This window comes from Micromonospora sp. NPDC049102 (assembly GCF_043197485.1).
In the GTDB taxonomy this organism is placed as follows: domain Bacteria; phylum Actinomycetota; class Actinomycetes; order Mycobacteriales; family Micromonosporaceae; genus Micromonospora.
Genome location: NZ_JBICTE010000005.1, coordinates 242,619 through 265,573, shown reverse-complemented (window position 1 = coordinate 265,573; position 22,955 = coordinate 242,619). Strand labels below are relative to the sequence as shown.

20 protein-coding genes are annotated in these 22,955 nt (G+C 68.7%); 10 read left to right on the top strand and 10 right to left on the bottom strand.

Going from position 1 to position 22,955, the window contains the following annotated elements; translation table 11 throughout:
• The first annotated feature begins 50 nt into the window (after positions 1–50).
• Together ACGFH9_RS08725 and ACGFH9_RS08720 are read left to right on the top strand one after the other, a co-directional pair.
• The gene (locus ACGFH9_RS08725; protein ID WP_393216997.1) at positions 51–1,184 is read left to right on the top strand and encodes a DUF932 domain-containing protein; all 1,134 of its coding nucleotides are present in this window, start codon (positions 51–53) and stop codon (positions 1,182–1,184) included.
• A 980-nt stretch (positions 1,185–2,164) separates the two neighbouring features.
• The gene (locus ACGFH9_RS08720) at positions 2,165–2,875 is read left to right on the top strand and encodes a hypothetical protein (RefSeq protein ID WP_393216996.1); all 711 of its coding nucleotides are present in this window, start codon (positions 2,165–2,167) and stop codon (positions 2,873–2,875) included.
• Between the two features lie 35 nt (positions 2,876–2,910).
• Here the strand turns inward: ACGFH9_RS08720 and ACGFH9_RS08715 are convergent, their stop codons facing one another.
• Complete coding sequence (locus ACGFH9_RS08715) at positions 2,911–3,153, bottom strand: hypothetical protein (RefSeq protein WP_393216995.1); 243 nt, start codon at positions 3,151–3,153, stop codon at positions 2,911–2,913.
• 657 nt (positions 3,154–3,810) lie between these two features.
• On the opposite strand from ACGFH9_RS08715, the gene ACGFH9_RS08710 reads away from it, so the two are divergent.
• The 3 genes from ACGFH9_RS08710 (at position 3,811) to ACGFH9_RS08700 (ending at position 6,347) form a co-directional block, all read left to right on the top strand.
• Positions 3,811–4,740: a DUF4192 domain-containing protein gene (locus ACGFH9_RS08710; RefSeq protein WP_393216994.1), complete on the top strand. Its 930-nt coding sequence runs from the start codon at positions 3,811–3,813 to the stop codon at positions 4,738–4,740.
• 102 nt (positions 4,741–4,842) lie between these two features.
• Positions 4,843–5,358, top strand: coding sequence for a hypothetical protein (locus ACGFH9_RS08705; RefSeq protein WP_393216993.1), 516 nt, complete (start codon positions 4,843–4,845; stop codon positions 5,356–5,358).
• Positions 5,355–6,347 (top strand): bifunctional DNA primase/polymerase, encoded by a 993-nt coding sequence (locus ACGFH9_RS08700; RefSeq protein ID WP_393216992.1) that lies wholly within the window; start codon positions 5,355–5,357, stop codon positions 6,345–6,347. Before ACGFH9_RS08705 ends, ACGFH9_RS08700 begins: the two co-directional genes overlap by 4 nt.
• A 739-nt stretch (positions 6,348–7,086) precedes the next feature.
• Here the strand turns inward: ACGFH9_RS08700 and ACGFH9_RS08695 are convergent.
• Complete coding sequence (locus tag ACGFH9_RS08695) at positions 7,087–7,419, bottom strand: hypothetical protein (RefSeq protein ID WP_393216991.1); 333 nt, start codon at positions 7,417–7,419, stop codon at positions 7,087–7,089.
• Between the two features lie 424 nt (positions 7,420–7,843).
• Here ACGFH9_RS08695 and ACGFH9_RS08690 point away from each other — a divergent pair, with 424 nt between their 5' ends.
• The 4 genes from ACGFH9_RS08690 to ACGFH9_RS08675 all read left to right on the top strand — a co-directional run bounded on the left by ACGFH9_RS08690 (position 7,844) and on the right by ACGFH9_RS08675 (position 9,823).
• Positions 7,844–8,269: a single-stranded DNA-binding protein gene (locus tag ACGFH9_RS08690; protein WP_393216990.1), complete on the top strand. Its 426-nt coding sequence runs from the start codon at positions 7,844–7,846 to the stop codon at positions 8,267–8,269.
• Positions 8,270–8,350: 81 nt separating this feature from the next.
• A complete protein-coding gene (locus ACGFH9_RS08685) occupies positions 8,351–8,797 on the top strand; it encodes a single-stranded DNA-binding protein (RefSeq protein ID WP_393216989.1) in 447 nt (148 codons plus the stop codon).
• A gap of 100 nt (positions 8,798–8,897) precedes the next feature.
• Positions 8,898–9,371 carry a hypothetical protein gene (locus ACGFH9_RS08680; RefSeq protein WP_393216988.1) on the top strand — a complete coding sequence of 158 codons (474 nt, stop codon included), beginning with the start codon at positions 8,898–8,900 and terminating at the stop codon, positions 9,369–9,371.
• A gap of 290 nt (positions 9,372–9,661) precedes the next feature.
• Positions 9,662–9,823, top strand: a complete 162-nt coding sequence (locus ACGFH9_RS08675; RefSeq protein WP_393216987.1) for a hypothetical protein — start codon at positions 9,662–9,664, stop codon at positions 9,821–9,823.
• 105 nt (positions 9,824–9,928) lie between these two features.
• Here ACGFH9_RS08675 and ACGFH9_RS08670 read toward each other — a convergent pair whose 3' ends face one another.
• Positions 9,929–10,366 (bottom strand): hypothetical protein, encoded by a 438-nt coding sequence (locus ACGFH9_RS08670; protein WP_393216986.1) that lies wholly within the window; start codon positions 10,364–10,366, stop codon positions 9,929–9,931.
• A 311-nt stretch (positions 10,367–10,677) separates the two neighbouring features.
• Here ACGFH9_RS08670 and mobF point away from each other — a divergent pair, with 311 nt between their 5' ends.
• A complete protein-coding gene (gene mobF / locus ACGFH9_RS08665) occupies positions 10,678–15,192 on the top strand; it encodes a MobF family relaxase (RefSeq protein ID WP_393216985.1) in 4,515 nt (1,504 codons plus the stop codon).
• 97 nt (positions 15,193–15,289) lie between these two features.
• On the opposite strand, the gene ligA is transcribed toward mobF, so the two are convergent.
• From ligA to ACGFH9_RS08630, 7 genes are all read right to left on the bottom strand, one after another.
• Entirely contained in the window at positions 15,290–17,386 is a 2,097-nt protein-coding gene (gene ligA / locus ACGFH9_RS08660; RefSeq protein ID WP_393216984.1) for an NAD-dependent DNA ligase LigA, read from the bottom strand.
• Positions 17,387–17,439: 53 nt separating this feature from the next.
• A complete protein-coding gene (locus tag ACGFH9_RS08655; protein ID WP_393216983.1) occupies positions 17,440–18,837 on the bottom strand; it encodes a D-arabinono-1,4-lactone oxidase in 1,398 nt (465 codons plus the stop codon).
• A 178-nt stretch (positions 18,838–19,015) separates the two neighbouring features.
• On the bottom strand, positions 19,016–19,963 hold the full coding sequence (locus ACGFH9_RS08650; RefSeq protein ID WP_393216982.1) for a hypothetical protein: 948 nt from the start codon (positions 19,961–19,963) through the stop codon (positions 19,016–19,018).
• Entirely contained in the window at positions 19,963–20,787 is an 825-nt protein-coding gene (locus ACGFH9_RS08645; protein ID WP_393216981.1) for a phytanoyl-CoA dioxygenase family protein, read from the bottom strand. The genes ACGFH9_RS08650 and ACGFH9_RS08645 overlap by 1 nt, the downstream gene beginning before the upstream one ends.
• Positions 20,784–21,299 (bottom strand): HIT family protein, encoded by a 516-nt coding sequence (locus tag ACGFH9_RS08640; RefSeq protein WP_393216980.1) that lies wholly within the window; start codon positions 21,297–21,299, stop codon positions 20,784–20,786. Before ACGFH9_RS08640 ends, ACGFH9_RS08645 begins: the two co-directional genes overlap by 4 nt.
• 248 nt (positions 21,300–21,547) lie before the next feature.
• Positions 21,548–21,811 carry a hypothetical protein gene (locus ACGFH9_RS08635; RefSeq protein WP_393216979.1) on the bottom strand — a complete coding sequence of 88 codons (264 nt, stop codon included), beginning with the start codon at positions 21,809–21,811 and terminating at the stop codon, positions 21,548–21,550.
• Positions 21,812–21,813: 2 nt separating this feature from the next.
• Positions 21,814–22,917: a hypothetical protein gene (locus tag ACGFH9_RS08630; RefSeq protein WP_393216978.1), complete on the bottom strand. Its 1,104-nt coding sequence runs from the start codon at positions 22,915–22,917 to the stop codon at positions 21,814–21,816.
• Positions 22,918–22,955 lie beyond the last annotated feature (38 nt).

The following is a 22,955-nucleotide window of genomic DNA, read 5'->3' as shown; positions in this document are numbered from 1 at the left end:
GAACTCCCCACCCAGACTCTCCTCGAAGGGACCCACCCCTCATGTCTTCGATGATCACTGTTCCGGCGCACCGCAACGTCGACCTCGACCAGCTCCGCCGCATGCTCACCGACCAGTCCAACCGGGCACTGGACGTCAAGGCCGGCGCCGGGCGAATGCGTGCCGTCGGCGGCAGCCTCGTCCTGGACGGCACCGAACCGCAGCTCGACCCTGACGGCGTGACGATGACCTCCGGCACCTACAGCGTCAACGACGTCGCCACCGCCGGCCTCGCCGATAAGCTCGGCATCCCCGTCGCGTACCTACGGCGCCTCGCCGCCGAACACCCCGGTCTCTTCGACGACAACGTCAACGGCTGGCTTGCCCGCGACCCCCGCAGCTTCCTCATCCGCTGCCTGCGCAACGACACCGGCGGCGGCATCGTGCGAGCGGTCCTGTCCGACCGGTACCACCGCATCGACAACCTCGACGTACTCTTCGCCGCACTCGACGGGATCCGCCGCGCGAACGTGCGAGTCCAGTTCGCCGGCTGCGACCTCACCGACCGGCGGATGTACCTGCGGGTCTACTCCCCCCAGGTGCAGATCGCCGCGCCCCGCCTGCTGGCCCGCTACCGGTCCCCGTTTGACGGGCGGGCCGGCTCCGAACTGCCGATCGTCTCAGCCGGATTCCTGATCTCGAACTCCGAGACCGGGGCGGGCGCGTTCAGCATCGCTCCGTGGGTGCGCTTCGAGGTCTGCCGCAACGGCATGGTCATCCGCCGAAACGCCCTGCGCCGTGCCCACATCGGCTCCCGCATGACCGGCTCAGACGGGGTCGTAACCGCCTCCGAGGAGACCACCCGCCGCACCCTCGACCTGATCACCTCCCGCACCACCGACGCGGTCACCGCCTTCCTCGACGCGGACTACATCGCCGAGGTTCTGCGCGAGCTCGACACCGCCGCCGGCACCCCCGTCACCGACCCCAACACCACCCTCAAATTCGTTGGCCAGCGGCTGCGCTACAGCGAGGAACAGCAACGCGACATCCTCGCCCACTTCATCGCTGGCGCCGATCCCACCGCCGGAGGGGTCATGCACGCCGTCACCTCCGTCGCCCAGACCCTCTCCGACGCTGACGCCGCCCACGGTCTCGAGGCCACGGCTGTCCAGGCCCTGCACCTCGCCGCCACCACCGCCTAATCCCACCCCGTTGCACCGGCGTGACCGGACCTTCTGCGAGTCCGGGTACGCCGCGCACCCGCGCAAGGACCACCCCTCATGACCCACTTACCTCCTCGTCCCGCATGCGATGACGCCGACCAGCGGGATATCAACCCGGTGGTGATCACGGCCTGGAAGGAGTTCCAACGCGCCGTTGGAGCGGCCGTAGCGTACGGGCCCGCCCCCGTCGACCAGATTCTCTTCGCCGCTGATAAACCCGCCCTACTCACCGTGGTCGGTGACGACGGAACCACCTACCAGTTGACCTACGACGACAGCCGAGCAAGCACGTGGGTCGCCGCCGTCCGGTCACCTGGCGGTGGCCGTCGTCCGGGGCACCCCACTCGACGTCCCCGCCGAGGAGCCCAGTGAGACCCTTCGACAGCCGCCGCAGTGCCGCCGGCGGGAGGGAGTGAGCGTCGACTTGGAGGCCGTCGCGCACCTGGCGAGCAACGATCGGAAGGGGCCCGCGGGGTTCTCGCCACCCAGCACGCGCAGGCCGCGAAGGGAACGAGGATCGCCGCCGCGTTACAGCGTCAGCTCCGAACAGCCGAGCGGCAGCAGCACCTCGCGTCCCAGAACCGCGCCGCAGAGCGCCGCGAGGCCGAAGAGAGCCACCAACCTGTCCACGCACAAAGGCCTCAAGATCCACACATGGCGGCATGGCACAAGGTCCAACTCTGCTTCACCCCGACCTATGCCTCCTGGGCAAACCCATCCAGGCCCAGCCCGGGCCGCTACGCACCTCCATCGAGGCCGGCAAACCACGCAACCGCGCCGCCCTGCCCCGGGAACTGCAGTCGTACCTGGAGGCCTTGTTCTTCGCCTGGGCTGGCGCAACGCCAACGCCCGCCACCCGCACAGCCTGACCCCAACACCACGAACGTTCGTAGCCACGGCACCAACAAGCCCAGCCGCGACGGCCCAGCAACTGTTGCGACAGCACATATTATATCCCGATGGCCGCGCCCACAGCAGAGCAAGTTCCGACCTGGCTTACAGCCGCAATCGCGGCTCTTGCGGTGATTCTAGGGGCGGCGGCAACCGCGATAGCGACCATCATCGCCGCAAACAAAAAGGTTCGCGAGGTTGAGATTACCTACCTCCAACGACTTCAAGAGAGTTACCTTGAGAACGCCCGCGCGTACACCAACAGCATATATGTGCCGATCGCAATAGCGATGACCAGGCTACTCTCCGCGTTCGATCAGTTCCGACTAAACCGCGACGCGGATAGCGAGGACTCGGCATCACTTCTGAGATTCAAGGATGGGATGTCTGAATTCGTTGCGGAGATTGAGACTTTGCAGGCGCGTGGGGCTGCTGCCTTCTTAACTACAGCTCTCGAGGATGAGCTAGAGGCCTTCGTGTCGTTCGTGAGGAATTCGCGAGCCGCCACCTCGCCCAAAAGGCAGGCTATCGTCAGATTAAGCATGTTCGGTGTCAGCACCCAAGGCGCATTGCATTCCGACGTGACCATCCGCCAGGCATACCTGTTCAGCCAAATCAACATTCTTCAATTAGCGCCGGCCCGAGTGCATGTTCTTAAAGATCAAATGTTGGCCGCAGATCCCACATCTGAGGATTTCGAGACTGCGCTGATAGCAGGAATCGGCACCCTGCGTTTGTTAATCAAGGAAGTAACTCTGGGCACTCAGGCACGTCGATAGATCTGGGCCCGGATTGCCGCCTACATGAATGCGCATTACTGCTTCAACGCCGCCTGAATTCTGGCCCGAATATCACACAAGGATGACAACAAGAACTGATCCTGCTCCGACAAATAGCGACCCACTTTGGGCCGATTCGACAATTCGTCAATCTCTTCCGACAGAATGCGCATGAGAATGTCGGCCGCCTCATCGTAGCCTTTAGCAAATTCTTCAGCGACAAGCCGGGCCCCTGCCCCTCGTGCCACATCGCCCATAAAATCAATAAATCTCGACACGCTGCCCTCCGTGCTCCCGGTTGCGTTGCGACATCGACCAAACGCTACCTGAGGACGGGTTCAAACGGTCGCACCACCGACTTGGCAGTTCGGTGGGACAGGATTCCCGTGTGTGCCATACGTTGACCTTGAGTGATCGTGAAATAGTTTCTCCTGGCCCGGCTGAGGGTTCGTAATACAAGGAGATCGGCTGGAAAGTCGCTCGGAGCCCATCGGGGGTCTCCCGGGAACTGGCTCAGGCACGGCGGCCGTGCGCGGCGGCTGCGGACGACGTGCCGCAGCGGGCTACGCGAGTCCGGATGACGCCGGCCCGGTTCAATCCGTACAGGTTTCTTGTCACGGGTGTCAGCTGCTCGCTGCCCGCTACCGGCGGCTAGACCGGCTCGCGCTAATGCGCGCCGCCGCCCGACACACCGCCGGGCCCCGCTTGAAGCGTTGGGTGCACAGCAGATCCTGGTCCCAGATCAGATGAACTGCGGCACCAGCGGAGAGCTGGCCGCGGCCCCGCTGACGCGCCTATCGCGGTGAGCACCACTGTCCGGGTCCTCGCCGGTGAGCGGCGACGCCCGAAGCCGTAGTAGAGCGGCATCCCCTGCCGTGGTCCGGGCGACCACAGTCAGTCTCGTTTTCTACCCGTACTCGATCAAGGAGTTTGTCGTGTCTCATGTCCCCACCTTCACGGTACGGTCGCAGGCGGAGCTGCTGGGCCTGGTGCCCTACCTGCTGGGCTACCACCCCGAGCAGAGTCTCGTCGCCCTGTTCATGAAGGCCAACCGGAGAGTCGCCGTCGCGGCCCGGGTCGACCTAGCTGCCCCGATGGCGCAGGTCGTCGACGCCTTCCGCGACGTCGCCGATCGTGCCGCGGTGCAGACCCTCGTCCTCGTCGGCTACGGCAACCGGGACGTCGCGCCGACGGTCACGGCCGCAAGTGACGCCCTTGCCGCGCACCTCACCGTCAGCCAGACGCTCATGGTGGTGCCGAGCCGCTACTTCTGCCTCGACTGCCCCTGCGACGCCACCGACGGTGTCAGCTTCGACGCGAAGGCGACCGCGACCGCCGCCCAGTCGACCGTCGAGGGCCTCGTCGCGCTACCGAGTCGCGACGCCCTGCTCGCGCTCACCAATCCCGACCCGGCACAACAGGCCGCCGTCGCCGCAGCCATTGCCGCCCTTCAGCACGCCTCCGACGGGCCGGCGACGCTGCAAGCACTGCTCGGCCGGGCCCGGAACGGCCACCGCCTCACCGTCGAGCAAGCCGCCCGCATGGCAATCTTGCTGACCGATCAGCACAACCGGGAAACGGTACGGCGGGCCACGTCGGGGGCAATGTGGGAGCGGGATCTGTGGCTGGATCTGACCCGTCGCGTCCCCGACGAGTACGTCACCGCCCCGGCAGGCCTCGCCGCCTGGTGCACGTGGCGACTCGGCGACGAGACCCTCGCTCTCGCCGCAGCCCGGCGGGCACTCACCGTCGACCCACAGGACCGGATAAGCCGCATCGTGGCGCTCGCCGCTGGCAGGCACATACCCGCCCGCGACCTAGCCTTCCTCGGAGCCTGCGACTTCGACGCCGCGCGCGCCGACTGACGCGTTCCCCGTCGCGCCTCCGCACAGCCAGCCCTCCGGGCCGAAGCAACCATGCCCCGACCTTGATCCATCCCGCCCGCACCACTGCCTCTGGAGTACCTCGTGACGCCGCAAGCTGCCCTGACCAACACCGGCCTGACGCAGCACCATCGCACCCCGACAGTCTCCGACGACGGCAATCTGCGTTCGCACCACACGACGAACGGACAGCAACACCTCGACACGGCGATCGTCGACGCGCTCACGGCATTCCTCAACCGTGAAGCCGAGCCATCCGGCGCAGACGCGTTGGAACTGATGAGCAGCCTCATCGACAGCAGCGGCCGGCCGCTGCTCGACGAAACCTGGGACGTCACCGCCGCAGTCACCGAGGACCGATACGGCGTCTCGACCGCCACGATCACCGCCGGACCCGTCACCATCACCGTCACCCCGGTCCCCGGCACCGCTGCGCCGCTCAGCGTCGCGATCGCCACCGAGAACGGCGAGTACGTCAGCCTCGACCTCACGGTCAACCAGCACCCCGTCCACCATCCCGCCGTCCTGGTGCCATCCCCGGCCTCGACAGATCCGTCGGACCCGAACCGCACCCATGACCACCTGAGGACCCTCCGATGATCACCCCGCCCCGAGCCCACGGGCCGACTACCGCACCGCAGGCACCGCAATCCGAGCCTGTTCTCAACGCGGCTCTTCGTTACGCCACCGCCGGCATCCCCGTGATGCCCCTGCACACTCCCCAGCGTGCGCGTGGCTGCAGCTGCCGGCGGGCCCACGCCTGTCCTTCACCCGGCAAACACCCCAGGCTGCGATTCGGGCTGCGAGAGGCGTCCACCGACCCCGCTCTCGTACGGCAATGGTGGACGAGGTGGCCCGACGCGAACGTCGGACTCGCCACCGGCACCCTGCTCGACGTCTGCGACATCGACACCACAGACGGACTTCGAACGGTCACGACGATCCTCGACAACGCCCGCCTGACGGGGCCCGTCGTGCGAACCGGGTCCGGATGGCATCTCTGGTTCGCCGCGACAGGGCATGCCAACCGCGTCGGCGTGGTGCCCGGAGTGGACTGGCGTGGACGCGGTGGTCTCATCGTTGCACCGCCGTCGCTGCACCCCACCGACCGCCGGTACACCTTCACTCAACAGTTCGGCCGTGTTCTGCCGGACTGCCCACCAGCCTTACGGCGACTGCTGTCACCACCGCCGGTGCCGGTGCTAGCTACCGCATCACCGGCTGCGGCTATCTCGACGCGGCTCGAAGACCCTGACCGGTACGGGCTCGCCGCTCTCAACGGTGAGATCGGCAGGATCCTCGCCGCACCCCGGCCGCTCATCCGCGGCGGACAGCGGATCACCGCTGGCGGCCGGAACACGGCCTTGCACCTCGCGGCATTCCGTCTCGGACAACTCGCCGCGCACGACGGGCTAGAAGCACAGGTGGTGTGGCCCCGGCTCGCGGAAGCCGCGCACACCGTCGGTCTGTCGGCGGCTGAGGCTCGCGCGACGATCGCCTCCGGCTGGCGAGCCGGACTCCACCGACCCCGCGCGATTGCCTGGCGCCGACGCCGCGCTGGCTCGTCGCCCATCGCCCGCAGGCCGTAGCCCTGAACGCTCGTGCTGCGACGTCTTCCGGAACGCCCATGAGCGGCAGGCAAGGCCGTGACGAGCACCAACCGGGACCCACGGTTGAGAGCTGACGTGCACGACTCCGATGCTGTGGCCTGGCGCGGAGGATGTCCCGGACAAGTCGGAGGTCAGCTCTCCCACAGGCGTCAGCAGAACAGGGATTCGATAGAGCTGAAGCAGGATTGTCGCCGCTTCAAAAGGGCCGTGAAGGGAATGTCGGCGACCTTGCGACGACCAGCTACCCGAGCAGCTAGCCCAGGTTGTATGGGGCGACCCCGACCGGAAGCCGTCTATGGAATCCGCAATGCATCAGTCGTGGCACCTGTTACACAGTGCCGCGCCGCGTGGCCGTTTGACTGCCCGCTCCGCCTCCCCCCGAGTTCGACCCTGTTGGAAATCGGCTGTCCCTGCGGGAACCGCCCATCGGACGGCTGGCAGTTAGTCGTCCCGCGAGGTCGGCAGCAGCGTGGACGACTTCGGCCCGCCGCGCGGCGGGACACTCCTTAAGTGCTCGCTCAGCCACACATTGGACTACTGCCGCATCGCGCCACCGTACGATCACCCAGCTGATCGACGCCACGACCGAAGCCGCGCCCAGAGAGATAGCGGCGATCAGTGGGCTACTCATCGGCGCTTCCTCATCTCCGGCCCGAAGAGGCCAACCTGGCCGCGACAGCCACCAGTTCGTCCGTTTCGCAAAAGCCAGCGCAGCGTGTCATGGCCGAAGCTTGTCGAGCAGCGTGCCGTCTTCCAGACGCCAGGCTGTCCAGCCGTTTGCCGGTGAGCCGGCGCACGCAGTAGCAGCGTCCGAGGGAGATCGGTAGCGGCAACCCTCAACCTCAAGCTCACCCGAGGCCAGTACGGTGGCGATGAACCGCTGACGGAGACGGGGCCGAAGCCAGTAAAGGTGTTCCCCAACCTTAAGGTCACCGCGTTCGGGGCTTGGTGGCACGACGGACTCGAAGTCGCCCGTGCCATCGGTGCCCCCGTCCACCCGCTGTACCGGCTGACACCGCGCGGCGAATTCCCGTGGAGCGGTGTCAGCCATTGCCGTCACCACCTGGCGGGCCTCACGCTGACCGCGTCGCTCCTGCCGGCTTCAACACCGAATCCATGCCGGCGGCTCGCGGTGTCAGGTCACCTGCTGCGGCGTCAGCCCGTCGGGAGTCGAACGCGATGTCGGGCCCGGCTGTCCCGGATGAGGCGCACTGGCGGTGCTGGTGTCCCGGGTGGCGGCCGGGTGTCCGCTGCTGAGGGACCCGAAGGTCAGCCCACCCGGGCCGGGGCCGCTAAGCCCTTCCAAAACATCTTGGCCCCTTGTCTCGCTCCGCTCGACGCCAAGATCTTTTGGCCGGTTGCTTGCAGCCCCGGCCCCCGGGCGGGCTCTGACCGGCCCCGTCAGCGCGGCACCCCGGCGCCCCGGTCACCCGACCGGCCCGCCCGCCGCACACCAAGCGACAGGGAGCACGGTCATGCTGTTCAACTTCACCTTCGAAGGCAACCTCGCCGACGAGCCCGAGCTGCGCGTCACCCCCTCCGGCAAGGCCGTCTGCAAGCTGCGGGTCGGCCACAACACCCGCCGCCGCAGCAACGGCGGTGAGTGGACCAACGGGCCGACGATGTGGGTCACGGTCACCTGCTGGGAGAGCCTCGCCGAACGGTGCGCCGAGCACCTGCGCAAGGGCGACACGGTCATCGTCGAGGCCCGAGACGACCTCTCCGTCTGGGCCTACCAGTCACCCAACAGCGAGAAGCCGGCCGGGCAGTTGCAGGTCACCGCCGGCAACGTCGCGGTCTCGATGCGGTTCGCCGGCGCCCAGTCCGCCCGCACCGCCAAGGCCGAGCAGGTCGAGGACCCCTGGGCTGCCGGCGACCGCGAGCTTGAGCCCGCCTTATAGCCCTCACCGCAGGCGGGGCCGGCCGCGCCGGCCGGCCCCGCCCATCATCCCTCACCCGACCTGACTGTCTGGAGCGTCGTCATGTCCCTGTTCACCTGCATCGTCGAGGGCCGGCTCACCGCCTCACCGCAGATCGGCCACACCCGCGACGGCCGCGAGTACGTCCAGTTCCCGATCGTGCACCGCGACCGTTACCGCGATCACAGCGGCAAGTGGGTCGACACCCGCGCCATGTTCTTCGAGGTCATGTGCTGGGGAGACCTCGCCGCCCGGGCCCGCAACCTCACCCGCGGCGACCAAGTCCTCGTCGAAGCCGGCCAACTCCTGCCCTATCTCAACGACTCCGACATACCCAGCCTCAAAGTCCAGGCCCGCAACCTGTCGGTCTCCATGCGGTTCACCGACGCCCACGCCGGCACTGCGGTCAAGGCCCGCCGCGGCGACATCGTCACCACCCCCGACGGCGAGCAATACGCCGCGCACCTCTACCCCGAGGTCACCACCGACGCACAGCTCCTGCACCGCTGACCACCACATCGGGCGGGCCGCTGACCACGGCCCGCCCGGGGATCAGTCCATCCGCCTGGTCGAACACCGAACACCCGCCCGACGCCCCGGAGAACCTGTGATGACCCCTCCAGCCGGCCACCACCTTGCCGACGCCTATCGGGAGCTGGTCCGCGGCTGCGCAACGATCACCCAGGTCGTCTACGCGACCCACCCCCAGCCGGGAGCTTGCCTACCCCTGCCCGCGATCAGCCTCCCGCAGGACTCCGACGACGTACGCCGCCAAATCGACATGCTCACCGGCAACCTCTTCGACGAGCACGCCCAAGCGGTGAACCAACAGTGGCTCACCGCCACCCGAACCTGCACCCACCTGACGACAGACAACGTCATCGCCATCAGGGAGCTCTACTACGGCTGGTACCAACTCCTCGGCGCCCTCAACGCCCGAATGCAGAGCCAGCCCAGCCTCGGCGACGTCGAAAGACGCGCCGCCAACCTCGCCTACACGCTGGTGACCTACCTCCGCGCCTACCCCACCGCACCGGTCAGGCACCTGCGCCTACGGCTCACCGGACGACGCGCCCGCCCGTAGGAGAGGCCGCACATCGCCAACCCGCCCTGACCCGCTTGGGTCTCGCCGGTGTCCGTGGTGCGCGCTGGCCAGTCCCCAGTGGTGACCGACCCGGCCACGTCCGGCAAGCGCCGACCCCAACATCTTGGCCGGCTCGCTGCGCTCCCCGGACCGCTGCGCTCCCAAGATCTCGCGGCCTTCCCGCTTGCCCGCCGCCGGCCGCGGCCGGTCCCTCACCGTCCTGTCAGCGCGGCACCCCGGGCCCACCCGGGCAGCAGCGCACCAACCCGAACCGTCAGGAGGACTCACCCATGAGCGCCACTGCCACTCCCACTGCCCCGCAGCACCGCTCCCCCACCACGGCGTCCGTCAGCCGCCGGCTCGTGCTGGTCGGGCAGAAGGACGCCTACGACCCGTACAGCGCCGCCGACGCCGCCGAGTACCGGACTGTCCTGCGCTACGGCGACCGCTGACACGCCACGCGCGGCGGGGCCGAACTGTCGAGTCCGGCCTCGCCGCGCCATCACAGCCCTCTGCCCACCGCGCCCGCTGCGCCGTAGTGAAGGCCGCGCCCGACCTCATACCGTCGACAATGCCGGCTCCTCCTGCGAGGCCATCTCCCTGGGCTCATCGACGACGGCAGGCTGGTCGCCCACGGGGGTCGGGTGGTCGCTGGCGCGGGCGAGGGCGGCGCGTACCCCAGCGACAGGAAGCTCGATCATGGCCGCGATCTCCGCGACCGGCTCACCAAGTTTCCGAAGCCGGGCGACGGCCGCATCGGCTTCCCGGTCCAGCCCTCCTGCCCTGCTCTGTCCGGCAGCGAGGATCCGCTGAGCCCGAAGGCTCGCCTCGTCCCGCACCTGACCCGCGCGTGTCACCCGGTCGAAGTAGACCCGCACCGCCTCCGTCACGTTCGCCTCGTGCGCCGCGAGCCGCGCGACCCGCGCCGCCCGGACCTCCGACGCCTTCCGCGCCGCCATCCGATTCACACCCGCACCAGAAATTCGCTTAGCCATGCCGAAACCCTAGCCACCTGCACCCATTACCAACAAGGCCAAGTCGCAATTTCAAGCCACGTCAATCCAACCACAAACAACCGAAAAGAAAAGCCATCAAAACCCCGACACAACACCGCCTCACCAGCTAAAACGCAGATCTACAGCTTCGAGAGAGAACGCCGACACACCTCTTGCAGATGCTCTTGCCATGGATCGCCTGCGGCGGGTAGCGTCCCCTCTCCCCCTCAAATAAACGGCGACAAAATCGCGCGAACGAAGGCGGATGGGGGGCTAATTCGACGCAAGGGAAGGGGTGTGGTCGCTCAGTGATGACGTTGCATAAGCTGTCGGTCGGCGACGGCTACACCTACCTCACTCGGCACGTCGTCGGCGGAGACCGGGACCGGCTTCCCGGGCAGGACGCGACCGACTACTACACCGCCCCCGGCAACCCTCCCGGCCGGTGGGGCGGCCGAGGTCTGACCCCGCTCGGTCTGGCCGGGCAGGTGTCCGAGGAGCAGATGCGGCACCTGTTTGGCCAGGGGATGCACCCCGACGCCGATGCCATCATCGCCCGGCATCTCGCTACCCGTGTTCGGCCCGTCATGGACGATGGGGAGGTCGAACGGCTCACGCAGGAGGCGATCCGTCAGGCCACCCTCGGGCGCCGGTTCCCCGTCTACGCGACACTGCAGGACTTCGACACCCGTGTCGAGCAACGGCTCGACGTGGTGCGCGCCGAGACGGGCCGGGAGCCGACACAGGCCGAGACAGGCACGGTACGCGCCGAGGAGGCCCGCCGGGCCCGCGGTGCCGTCGCCGGCTACGACCTCGTCTTCACCCCCGTGAAGAGCCTCGTCCTGCTGTGGGCCCTCGACGAACGCGAGTGGGTCCGCGACACGGTGAAGGCGATCCACGAGCAGGCCCGCGACTCCGCGCTACAGCTGTTGGAGAAGCATGCGGCGTTTACCCGCAGCGGCGATACCGGGCAGGCGCAGCTGGACACCCGCGGCCTGGTCTACGCCATGTTCGACCACTACGACTCCCGCGACGGCGACCCGAACCTGCACACGCATGTCGCGATCAGCAACAAGATCCAGGGCGCGGATGGCAAGTGGCGCAGCCTTGACGGCGGCCCGTTGCACCGCGTCGCGGTCGCCGCGTCCGAGCACTACAACTCCACCGTCGAGACCCTCGCCATCCAACACCTCGGGGTGCAGTTCGCGGTCCGCCCTGACACCATGGGCAAGCGGCATCCGGTCCGTGAGGTAGCCGGTGTTCCGCGCGACGTGATCGGGGCATTCTCATCGCGGCGGTCGCAGATCGAGGCCCGCTACGAGCAGTTGGTCGTCGACTTCCGTCGCGCCCACGGCCGCGACCCCGACAACCAGGCCGCGTTCCGCCTCGCGGGCCAGGCCAACCTCGACACCCGCGGACCCAAACCCGCTCCCCGTTCCCTCGCCGCGCTGCGCGAGGAATGGACGACCCGACTGCACGCCGAACACGGCCAATCGGCCGCGCGATCCCTTGCCCAGGTAGTCACCGCCACCGGCCCCACCCACAGACACGAGACAGTTTCCACAACGTTATCCACAGACCAGATCGAGGCCCTCGCCGCTCTGGCCGTGCGGCAGGCGGAGGGATCCCGGTCGACGTGGACCGTGTGGAACCTACGCGCCGAAGCCGACCGGCTGCTGCGCGAACCACCCACCACCGTCGCCCCTCGCGGGCTGCGCTTCACCGATCGCCACGATCGCGCGGAGGTGCTGCAGCAGGTCGTCCACCAGGCCGTCACCGCGCTCTGCGTACCCGTGACATTCGAGCCGGACCTGGTCGAGCCGGCCGGGCTTCGCCGCGAGGACGGAACGTCGGTGTTCGTGCAGCACGGCGCCGCCCGCTACACCAGCCAGGCGATCCTCGACGCGGAACAACGCCTCCTCGACGCCGCCCGCACCCCCACGGTCCTGGGCTACGCGGCCCCCGCCGTGCAGGCGATGCTCGATGGTTACGAGGCCACCACCGGCACCACGCTCGGTGCCGGGCAGCGGGCCATGGTCGTCGCGTTCGCCACCAACGCGCGGATGATCGCCGTTGGGCTCGGCCCCGCTGGCGCCGGAAAGACCACCACCATGCGAGCGTACCAACACGTCGTCGCCGCCCACGGCCAGCGACTCATCCCCCTGGCCACCTCCGCCGCCGCGTCCGCCGTCCTCAGCGCCGACCTCGGCGTCCCCGCCGAAAACCTCCACAAGTTCGTCCACGAACACACCACCCACCGGCACGCCGACAGCACCTCCCCCACTGGGAAAGACTTCTTCCGGGTACGGCCCGGCGACGTCATCCTCGTCGACGAAGCCGGCCTCGCCGGCACCCACAACCTCGACGCCCTACGCGACATCGCCACCCGCCACGGCGCCCTCGTACGCCTGCTCGGAGACCACCGGCAACTCGCCGCCGTCGAGTCCGGCGGCGCACTGCGCCTGCTCGCAACGGAAGCCGGTGCCGTCGAACTCACCGCCCTGCACCGCTTCACCACCCCAGCCGAAGCCGACGCCACCCGCCGCCTCCGCGACGGCGACACCACCGCCCTCGACCACTACCAACGCAACTGCCGGATCCGCGGCGGCTCCTACGAGGCCATGGTCGAACAGGCCTACACCGCCTGGCACACCGACATGTCCGCAGGCTTGACCACCCTGATGTCGTCGTCCACCAGCGCCGGCGTCACCGCCCTGTCCGCCCGCGCCCGCGCCGACCGCGTCACCGCCGGTCAGGTCGAGCCTGACGGCGTCAACCTGCACGACGGCAACCGCGCCGGCTGCGGGGACTGGATCGTCACCCGCCTCAACAGCCGCACCATGACCAGCAACCGGGGCAAGGACTGGGTCCGCAACGGCGACGCCTGGACCGTCACCCACCGCCGCCCCGACGGGGCTCTCACCGTCAAACACCAGCAGCACGGCGGCACTCTCACCCTCCCCGCCGCCTATGTCGCCGCGCACGTCGAACTGCTCTACGCCACCACGGTCCACCGCGCCCAGGGCGCCACCGTCGACACCGCCCACGCCCTCATCACCGACGACATGGCCCGCGAACACCTCTACGTCGCCGCCACCCGCGCCCGCCAACACACCACCCTCTACGCCGTCACCCACCGCATCCTGCCCCTCGACGAGGACGCCCGCCTCGACCGCGCCGGCTACGACCCACACGCCCGCGCCGCCCGGGAAGTCCTCGAAACCGTCCTCGCCACCGAAGGCGCGCAAACCTCCGCCACCGAAGCCATCACCCACGCCGCCGACCAGGCCCGCAGCCTCGCCACCCTGGTTCCCCGACTGCGCTACGCGGGCGAACTCGCCGACAACCAGCGCCTGCACACCCTCGTCTCCGACGCCCTTGGCCCGGACGCCGGCGCGGTGCACCGTGACGCCGCCTGGCCTCGCGTCGTCCGCGCGCTGCGCACCGCCGAGAGCAACGGCTGGGACCTGCCCCAAGTCCTCGCCAACACCGCCCGCCGCGGCACCCTCGCCGCCGCCGAATCCCCCGCGCAACTTCTCACCTGGCGGATCAAAGAGAACCTGGACGGCCGCAACCCGAGCCCCGCCCTCACCCAACCCAGCGTCGACGACACCGCGCGGTACGCCGCTCTCCTGCGACCGATCCTGCGTACGGCCGAGCCCCTCGATCCCATCGACGCAACCCGCCCACCGCGGCTTCTCGCAAACGAACCCATCTCACACGATGGAGACCATCGACAGCTGATCGCCACCGTTCTCGGCGACCGAAAGGCCGACCGGGCTGCCGGCGAGCCCGCCTGGCCAGCCCTCAATGCCGCGATCCGCCGCGCCGAACACGACGGACACGACGCCCTTACCGCCGTCGCCACGGCCGCCCTCGCTCGACCCCTGCACGACGCTCGGTCCCTCTCCGAAGTCCTCGCCTGGCGACTCAACAAGCACCTCGACACCACCCCACCACCCGTCGAAGCCGGCACCACCGACGGCTGGCGCACCCTCGCCTGGACCCTCAAGTCCGCCGAAACCCACGGCCACCCCGCCGAACAACTCCTCACCGCCGCCCGCCCCGGCAGCGACCTCGACAGCTTCCGCCACCAACTCCACAGCCTCACCCGCCCCGCTCCCGAGGCCGGGCCGGTTCCCTGGCTTGACGCCACTCCGCGTACCGCCGACACCGCCTTGACGGCCTACCTCGAAGACGCCACCCGGCTCATCCAGAAGCGGGTCAACGAGGTCACCGACCGCACCCTCAACGAGCAACCCGCCTGGCTCCACGGACTCGGACTCCCGAGCGACGCCACCAAGCCGAACGAGCACGTGACGTGGAGGGCACACGTAGCCACCGTCGCGGCCTACCGCGACCAGTACCAGATCACCGGCGACGACCCCGACCAACCCATCGGCCCTTACGTTCCCCAGCACCACGCCGGGCACCGGGCATACCTCCACGCCGCCGACGCCGTCCTTGCCGCCCGGCACCCGCACGCCACCCCCGCGGACCCCGCCACCGCGAGAATCGCACGCGACATCTACCTCGCCCTACCCGACGAACAGCGGGCACACATCGCCGCCCGAATCGCCGACGACTTGGGCAGAGACTGGCTCGGCCCCCGCGACGGCGACCCGGACAGCATCCTCACCACACCCACGTACGCAACGCATCTCAACGCTCAACTCATCGCCGAGGGCTACTGCATCTCAGCAGCCACGCCCGACCCCGCGCGGTCTGCCACACCGCCTGAGCAGCGCGTCGGCATACAGCACACCGTGCCCGAGCCACCTCTTGAACAGGTCCGGAGCCAGCCGGACGTTCAGGTGTCCTGGTAGGCCGAGCGCAGACGTCGAGGTACGCGGGGCGCCCGCATTCCTGCCTGGTGCGCGGCGTGGACGCCGTACCCGGAGTCCTCGATCGCGACGGCCGACGTCAGATGCCAGCGAGGCGCTGGGCGAGTTCCTCGGGTGTGATGGTTTCGATGCCCAGCGCTCGGGCCTTGTCGAGCTTGCTGCCGGCCTTCTCTCCAGCGACGATGAGGTGGGTGCGGGCAGAGACGCTTGAGGATGCGCGTCCCCCCGCCCTGGCGATCAGCTCGGTCATCTCGGTTCGGGATAGGTCCGAGAGAGGGCCGGTCATCGCACCGGTTACCACCACGGTCAGCCCCGCCAAGGGCAACTCGCTCTTCGCCTCCTGGGCGGACGCCTCCGCATCGCCCTCAGCATCTGTGGGAGCAGTGGGAACGAAGCCGGGCTGGTCCAGATTCACACCTGCGGCGACGAGCTTGTCGATGACCGGGGCGAGGTCGGCCAGTTCCTCGACGATCACTGGGGCCTTCTCATTGCCGATGCCGTTGACCTGCTCGAGAGCGACGGCGTTGGCGTCTCGGATGGCCTGCATGGAGCCGAAGTGCGCGGCGATGCGCAGCGACATGGAACGGCCGGTGCCCAGGACGCCAAGGGCGCAGAAGACGCGATTCAAGGGCTTGGTCTTGGCCGTCTCGATCGCGGCCAGGAGGTTGTCGGCGCTCTTGGCCCCCATGCGGTCCAGGGTGAGTAGCTGATCGCGGGTGAGGGTGAACAGGTCGGCGAAGTCCTCGATCAGGCCCTTGTCGACGAGTTGCACGATGATTTTCTCGCCGAGGCCGTCGATGTCGAGCGCGTCGCGGGCGACGGCGTACCGGATTGCCTCTTTCTGGCCGCAGGAGCGTCCCCGCGCGCAGCGCCAGCGCTCCTGGCTGCGGTCGATGCCGGAGCCGCAGCGCGGGCAGAGTTCGGGGAAGTCGATGGGCTGCTCGGTGCCGGTGCGGAGGCCGGCGACCGCGCCTTCGACGCGGGGGATGACTTCGCCGGCGCGGTAGACGATGACGTGGTCTCCGAGCATCAGGCCGCGGCGGTTGATGTCGGCCGGGTTGTGCAGCGTGGCGTAGGTGATGGTGGTCCCGGCGACGTCCACGGGGTCGAGGACGGCCCGTGGGGCGATCACACCGGTGCGGCCCACGCTCCACTCCACGGCGCGCAGCACGGTGATCTTCTGGGCGGCCGGGAACTTGAAGGCGGTGGCCCAGTGCGGGGTGCGAGAGCCCATCCCGGCCCGGATCTGGTCGGCAGGGCTGTCGGCCTTGATCACGGCACCATCGAGTTCGATGTCGAGTCCTGCGCGCAGGGCGCCGATCTCGCGCACCCGGTTCACCACCTGGTCAAGGGTTGCGTAGGTCCGGGTGGCGAGCGGGGTGTCGGTCATCGTCCCCAGCCCGAGATCGGCGAGGCGGGCGATGAGTTCAGTGTGAGTGAGCGCGGCGAGGCCGGGATCGTCGGTGTGCTCGGGGTGGGTCAGTGCGGCGTAGGCCAGGAAGGTCTGCCCAATTCGGTAGGCCCGGTCCTTGGCGCGCAGCGAGCCCGAGGAGGCGTTGCGGCGGTTGGCGAAGGCTGTGGCGCCGTGCGTGATCCGCAGCTCGTTCGCAGCGGCGAACTGCTCCTCAGTCATGAGGACTTCGCCCCGCACTTCGATCGTGACCGGTTCGGTCAGGGTCATGGGCAGGCCGATGATGTCCCCGATCGCGTGGGACACGTCCTCCCCGGTCGTCCCGTCGCCGCGGGTGACGAGTTGAACCAGCCGGCCCTGGCGGTAGCGGGCTGCCAGGGCCACGCCGTCGAGCTTGGGTTCCACCGCCCAGCCTGTCACTGCGGCTCCGCCCAGCCGCCGCTCCAGCGAGATGGCCCACGCCGTCAGGTCCTCGTCGGAAAAGACGTTGCCCAGGCTGAGCATCGGAACGGGGTGCGCGACGTCGCCAGTTGTCACGCCTGCCGCGACCTGCTGGGACGGGGAGTCGACCGCGATCTGTCCGGGGTGCGCGTCCTCCCACGCGGTGATGCCGCGTAACAGCCGATCGTAGGTCTCGTCGTCCAAGTCTGATTCGCCGGAGCCGTAGTAGGCATCGGCGGCCTTCCGCGCCTGCGCGACGGCTTCAAGGTAGGCGGCCTCGTCAGCGAGGTCGACAGCGAACGCCGCTACGGAAGGTGTCGTCATGCTGCCTATTCTGCGGACTGCCCCTGACAGCATGTCGGTAGCGCTGGTGGGATTCATCCGCGGTGTCGCGTCGGCGCCGTCGGGCGGGTTTCTGTCCGCTGCTCCGGTAGGCGGAGGCGGCTGAGCGGGGGCGGCTTGTCAGTTCCGGGTCGTGCCGGGGAGAGCCCGAGCGTGCGATAGAACGTGTCGTTCTCGAAGCGTCGGTGTGGGTCGAACGTGCGGAGAGCCTGCCGGAACCGGTGGAAGCCGCCGGTGTTGGAGGCAGGCAACAGCTCCGGAGTGAAGTACTTGCCCCAGTGCGGCCTACCGCCCAGGCCGTAGAGCAGGCGCTGGATGTCGTCGAACAATGGACGCGCTGCGGTGACCGACCCGGTGGCGCTCATATAGGACACGAAGCCGAAGTAGGTGGCTGGGGCTGCCTGCGTGGGACTCAGGTGGCCGTGGGCTGGGCCGGTGGTGCGCAGGATGACGGGGTAGTGCAGCTTGTAGGGAGAGCCGCGCAGGAGTTCCTTGAGACCGGCGTACGCCGCAGGGACGACGTCCAGGGCAACGGCGATCTCCATGTTCAGCTGCGGGGCCGGGATGCCGTTCTTGAAGATCCCGTGGAGTGTCCCCGTGGAGCCCGTCGCGCTGAGGAACTTCTCCAGCGTCTGGGCCGCCGGCGTCCGGCCCCGGCCGTCGCCGATGTCGGCCATCAGTTGGCAGCGGGTGCGGGTCACGATGTGGTCCAGGTCAGCCCCGGTTTGGGTCTCGCATCCTGTGGGTGTCCAGTTGTCGTCGTGGACGATCCAGGTGTGCGTGACCTGGTGCTCGGTGAACCACCAACTCTTAGCGGCCACGGATTCGCGGTTCCAGGCGGCGTAGCGCTCGGGCAGGCTGTCCTCGGCCACGGTGAAACGGGCGCAGTGCAACTCCTGTGCCGGTCGGCCACGAAGTTCCAGGCCGACGACCACGCCGAGGCACCCGAGGTTGAGCACGGCCGCGTCAAACTCGGCGTCAGCGGGGGTGAGCCGGTGCAGGGTGCCGCTCCCGTCCATGAGCTCGACAGCGGCTACGCAGTCGGAGAAAGTGCCCCCGGACAGCCCCTGTGCGTGGGTGCCGGTGGCGAGCGCGCCGGCGACCGTCTGGCTTGTGATCACGGGCGGGCATGCGGCCGGCTCCAAACCGCGGCGGCCGAAAGCCCGCCACACGTCTTCGAGGAGCGTGTCTCCCGTGACGTACAGGTTCTCGCCACGCAGCTCGCCGGCTCCCCGACCGGGCAGGTCGAGGAGGATGCCGCGAGTTCCGTCTGGGCACCGCAGCTGAGCGGGGTAGGTGAACCTGGATCCGAGGACGCGCACTGTTCCTTCCTCGCGCGTCAGCATCGACTCCAGCTGTTCCAGGGATGTGATGCGCGTCCAACCGCCCTCGGCGGCGATGGCGACGTTGCCGCCCCAGTTGGTGAGAGTCATTGAAGGAGTCCTCAGCTGTCTCGGTCTGTGCTCGGGGCGGAAAGCGCCCGTCGCGCCTGGCGCCGAATGGCTCTACTCGGCCACGCCGTTGTGCCCCCGAAGCGCGGGCCCGCAGTTGACGGTCAGGCGCAGCGCGGGCCCGGCGGGGGGCGCGCGCTGCGCCCTGGCACTCCGCCTCTCAGGCGGGGCCGAACATGTGCTGAGTGGGCGGGTGCGGGTGGGGGCATGAGGTGAACCCGGGGCCGAAGCAGCAGGCATGGGCCGTCGTCCAGGTCTCAAGATCGGTGGATGATCGCCCCAGGAGCTGCGCGGCCGTCCGGGTGGCCGGGGCGTCCCCCTCGGTGCCGATGCGGCCCCACAGGCCGAGGACCTGCGCTGCGGCAGGGCGGCGCATCCCGTACTTGGCCAGGCTCGTCACGAAATGCTCGTCTGTCTGCCGCACGAACCTGATCGGCCGCCCGCATGCCTCGCTCAGGGCCGAGGCCCACTGGGCACAGGTCGCCTGCGAGTGGTGGCTCATCAGGGAGCCGCTCAGATCCACCGAGTCGGGAGACAGGATCTTGCGGCAGAACAGATCGGCGGCGTCCTCGCAGCTGATGTAGGAGAACGGGGTGTCCGCGTCGACGGGGAAGGTGAACGACCGCGTCTCGGCGATCGACTGGCACTGGTAGAGAATGTTCTCCAGGAACATGGGCAGCTGGACGACGTCGAACGCGATCCCGGATTGCTCCAGGAGTACTTCCAGCGCTGCTGCTTCGTCGGCCATCGCGCACTGCTCCGGGGCGAACTGGATGCCCAGGCAGACGATCCTCTGCACACCGGCCCTCTGCGCCGCCTGCAGGTACATGCCACCGATGTCGAGTCGCCGGTCGATGGGAGGCACCATCAGCATGGTCTCCGTGCCGGCCAGCGCTTCGACCAGCGAGGCGGGCTGGGTCGGCTCCCAGTCCCGGAGTTGAACCTCGATGCCGCGCACGGCCCGCCCAGCGATCCGGGCTTCGGGAATGGCCAGGCGTAGCGTCACCTGCTGCGCGTCGGAGGCGAGTCGGCGCAGCGTGTAGTGACCGACCTTGAAGAAGTTCCGGGTCGCCCCGAGCACGGTGACGACCTGCGGCAAGTCCGCCATCACGCACCCCAACTCTCGTTGCTCGTCGTGTCCTTGTACAGGTCCACCGGGTTGACCGTGTTGGCGTGGTAGCCGAGCAGCCGACGGCTCTGGGAGGAGAGATGGCCGGCCGCGGTGGCGGGGTCGCAGGTGTGGTCGTACGGGCGCAGCCACGCTTGCCCGAAGCGGATGATCGCGCTGCGTCGCTCCTGGGTCCGGTTGGGCAGCACGGCATGCCACATGGTGTTGCCGAAGACGACCGCGTCGCCTGGTTCCGCGTGGATGCTCAGGGCGCCTTCGGGAAGCGAGCCCCGGGCGAGGGCGTCGTTCGCCGCCTTCCAGTAGGCGTCGTCCATGTGGTTGGCCGGCCACCGGTGTGAACCGGGAATGAGGACGAGGTTGCCGCTGTCCCTGAGTCGTGTTTCGGTGAAGAACACCTGGGCCTTGAGGTGCAGCGGTCCGTTGAGTTCGTCGTACGGACGCTCCAGGTAGGGCCCGGAGTCGCGGTGCCACGGCTCGTGGGCCTCCTGGTAGATCCCTCGCCGCAGCACCTCAGTGCCCAGGACCTGGAGCGACCCGTTGAGGATCCGGTGGGGTACGGACATCAGGGCGCCGCACTCGAAGAGCAGCTGGTACTCGGCGATGAGGTTCGCGGCGTCACGCACGTGGGTCAGGGCCGGGTTCGCGTTGAACGAACGGTGCGTCAGGTCGGGGCCGCGGTCATCGGTAAGCCTGCGGACGGCCGCGTCCAGCGTGCTGACGACGCTGTCCGGAACGGCCTGCTTGAGGAGCACGAAGCCCTGCTCGGTGAACTGGGCGACGACGTCGATCGGTGAAGTGATCATGGTTGGCTGCCTTCTGCCTTGGTCTTGGACGGCTGTGGGGCGTTGAGGGCCGTGCGCAGTCGTTGTGCGACCTCGTGCTTGTGGGCCGGATCGGCCAGCCGAGGGAAGACGACGATCGAATCGCCGTCGTAGCGCGGCACGACGTGGACGTGGAAGTGAAAAACGGTCTGATGGGCGGCCTGACCGGTGGCGTGGACCAGATTGATGCCGGACGCGCCGCACGAGTCCCGCAACGCGTTCGCCACCTGCTTCGCGGTTGCCATGACGTGCTGGAATGGCACTTCCGGGATGTCGAGTAGGTCCTGGAAGTGCTGCTTGGGAACAACGAGGACGTGCCCGTAGGTCGCCGGGAGATGGTCCAGGAAACACAGGGTGTCCGCTGTCTCGGCTATGACGTGCGCTTCCACGTCGCCGGACGCAATGCCGCAGAACACGCAGGAGGACACCGCGTCGCCGATCGAGTCTTGTGCCGGGTAACGAGATAGCCACTGCGGATCGAAGGTCAATGACATGGCGTACGCGGTCTCCTCGGGAGGCGCTGTGCGCGAGTCGGATGGGCAGCCGGGCGTGGCGACATGGCCAGGAGGGGGCCGATGCTGCGGGTCGATGCTGGCTGGTGAGGCGATGCTCAATTGACACTCCTGACGATCGAGGGGTGGCTTCGCAGGGCGGGGTGGTCGCTGTGGAACGGCGGCGTGCCCGGCCGGGCGGTGCGCTGTCTGAGCACCGTCGGCTCCGGCGGCGCTGCACCTGGGCGGCGCTAGGGGGCACGGCGCACCAGTCGGGTCAGGGGTTGGTAGCCGTGATCGGTGAGCACGGCCGTCAGGGAACGCCGGTACGGCACCTGCCGCAGGATTCCGTCGGCCAGCAGCACGTTGAAGGTGTCGCGAACCGTGCCGTCCAGGGCGGTGTCCACCGCTGCGGCCAACTCCCGCACCGTCCACGCACGGGTCGGATCGGCGAGCAGCGCCCTGTAGATACGGCACCGGTTGTCCGCCGCCGCACCTCCACCCGGATGCGTCACCTCTACCGCCCCGACTCATCGATTCCGGCAGAGTGCCCGTGGCCTTGGTCAACGCAGCCGGCACGCATGCGAGCGAGTTCTTGACGCAGGCGCAGGCCGTCGCGGTGGCCCGGGTGCGCGGCGCGGTGGACCGTGACGGTCCGGGTGAGGAGTTGACGAGCGTGTAAGCAGTGCCCGTCCTGGTAGAGGACGAGGGCGAGGGTCGCTTGGGCGGCGAGGGTGGGCAGCGCCTGGGGGCCTTCGGCCTTGCTGTGGTGGCGGATGAGGTCGCTGTAGCAGTTCGCGGCTTCGGTGAGGTTGCCGGTCCGGCGGTGTGCGGTGGCGAGGACCCGGAGGGCGGCATGCGCCTCCGGTGAGGTGACACCAAGTAGGCGACGCAGGGAGCGGTACGCCCACTCCGCCCAGGGCGGCGCGGTGCAGGCCTCACCGTGGTCGAGGGTGAGTTCCGCGAGTAACGCGGCGGCGTTCGCGGAGGCGACGTCCAGGGCGCAGATGTCGTCGGTGGGATCGGTGAGCAGCAGCCCGGTGTGCAGGACCTGGATGGCGCGTGCGTGATCTCCGTGATCAGCGCGGGCACGAGCGTAAGTGAGGCGCTGCGCCATGGACATCCGAGGTCCGACGAGCTGGCGCGGGTTGGCCCGCCACGTGATGCGCAGATCGCCGGGATCGGCGCCGACCGCGACACGGTGCAGGCCACCAGGGGCGTACGCGGCAGCAGAATCGACTTTGCCGGGGGGCACTAGGTGCGGGGCGCGGTGCAGCACCGCCTCAGCGATCGCGTCGCGCAAGGCCTGGGCTGAGACGGGTGCCCGGCCGCAGGCCGGCATGCACAGGTAGACCGGTGGGCATCCGGGGAGCTGCACCAGGATCATCGGATGGTTACAGCTGTGGCAGGCCAGCAGCCCTGGCGGTACCGGGGCGGCCGGCACCGCTCGTGCCCGCGCCACCCATTCGTCGATGGTGGCCGGTGACAGCCCGCGCTCTCGAGCCACATCTTTGATCGCCGGTGGCAGGCCGTGCTCGACGGCACGCTTCAACGTCGCGGCCACCGCATCGGCAACAAACGCCGGCGTCCACGAGGCAAGCGGCGGGGTCCTCGACGGCATGGCGCACTCTTTCTTCCTGCTCGTGGGTATGCCCGACG

What these genes read in the sequence shown, in the direction of transcription:
- ACGFH9_RS08725 (WP_393216997.1), top strand. Translation starts at nt 51, where the DNA reads ATGATCACTGTTCCGGCGCACCGCAACGTCGACCTCGACCAGCTCCGC.
- ACGFH9_RS08720 (WP_393216996.1), top strand. Translation starts at nt 2,165, where the DNA reads ATGGCCGCGCCCACAGCAGAGCAAGTTCCGACCTGGCTTACAGCCGCA.
- ACGFH9_RS08700 (WP_393216992.1), top strand. Translation starts at nt 5,355, where the DNA reads ATGATCACCCCGCCCCGAGCCCACGGGCCGACTACCGCACCGCAGGCA.
- ACGFH9_RS08695 (WP_393216991.1), bottom strand. Translation starts at nt 7,419, where the DNA reads ATGGCTGACACCGCTCCACGGGAATTCGCCGCGCGGTGTCAGCCGGTA.
- ACGFH9_RS08690 (WP_393216990.1), top strand. Translation starts at nt 7,844, where the DNA reads ATGCTGTTCAACTTCACCTTCGAAGGCAACCTCGCCGACGAGCCCGAG.
- ACGFH9_RS08685 (WP_393216989.1), top strand. Translation starts at nt 8,351, where the DNA reads ATGTCCCTGTTCACCTGCATCGTCGAGGGCCGGCTCACCGCCTCACCG.
- ACGFH9_RS08680 (WP_393216988.1), top strand. Translation starts at nt 8,898, where the DNA reads ATGACCCCTCCAGCCGGCCACCACCTTGCCGACGCCTATCGGGAGCTG.
- ACGFH9_RS08675 (WP_393216987.1), top strand. Translation starts at nt 9,662, where the DNA reads ATGAGCGCCACTGCCACTCCCACTGCCCCGCAGCACCGCTCCCCCACC.
- ACGFH9_RS08670 (WP_393216986.1), bottom strand. Translation starts at nt 10,366, where the DNA reads ATGGCTAAGCGAATTTCTGGTGCGGGTGTGAATCGGATGGCGGCGCGG.
- mobF (WP_393216985.1), top strand. Translation starts at nt 10,678, where the DNA reads ATGACGTTGCATAAGCTGTCGGTCGGCGACGGCTACACCTACCTCACT.
- ligA (WP_393216984.1), bottom strand. Translation starts at nt 17,386, where the DNA reads ATGACGACACCTTCCGTAGCGGCGTTCGCTGTCGACCTCGCTGACGAG.
- ACGFH9_RS08655 (WP_393216983.1), bottom strand. Translation starts at nt 18,837, where the DNA reads ATGACTCTCACCAACTGGGGCGGCAACGTCGCCATCGCCGCCGAGGGC.
- ACGFH9_RS08650 (WP_393216982.1), bottom strand. Translation starts at nt 19,963, where the DNA reads ATGGCGGACTTGCCGCAGGTCGTCACCGTGCTCGGGGCGACCCGGAAC.
- ACGFH9_RS08645 (WP_393216981.1), bottom strand. Translation starts at nt 20,787, where the DNA reads ATGATCACTTCACCGATCGACGTCGTCGCCCAGTTCACCGAGCAGGGC.
- ACGFH9_RS08640 (WP_393216980.1), bottom strand. Translation starts at nt 21,299, where the DNA reads ATGTCATTGACCTTCGATCCGCAGTGGCTATCTCGTTACCCGGCACAA.
- ACGFH9_RS08630 (WP_393216978.1), bottom strand. Translation starts at nt 22,917, where the DNA reads ATGCCGTCGAGGACCCCGCCGCTTGCCTCGTGGACGCCGGCGTTTGTT.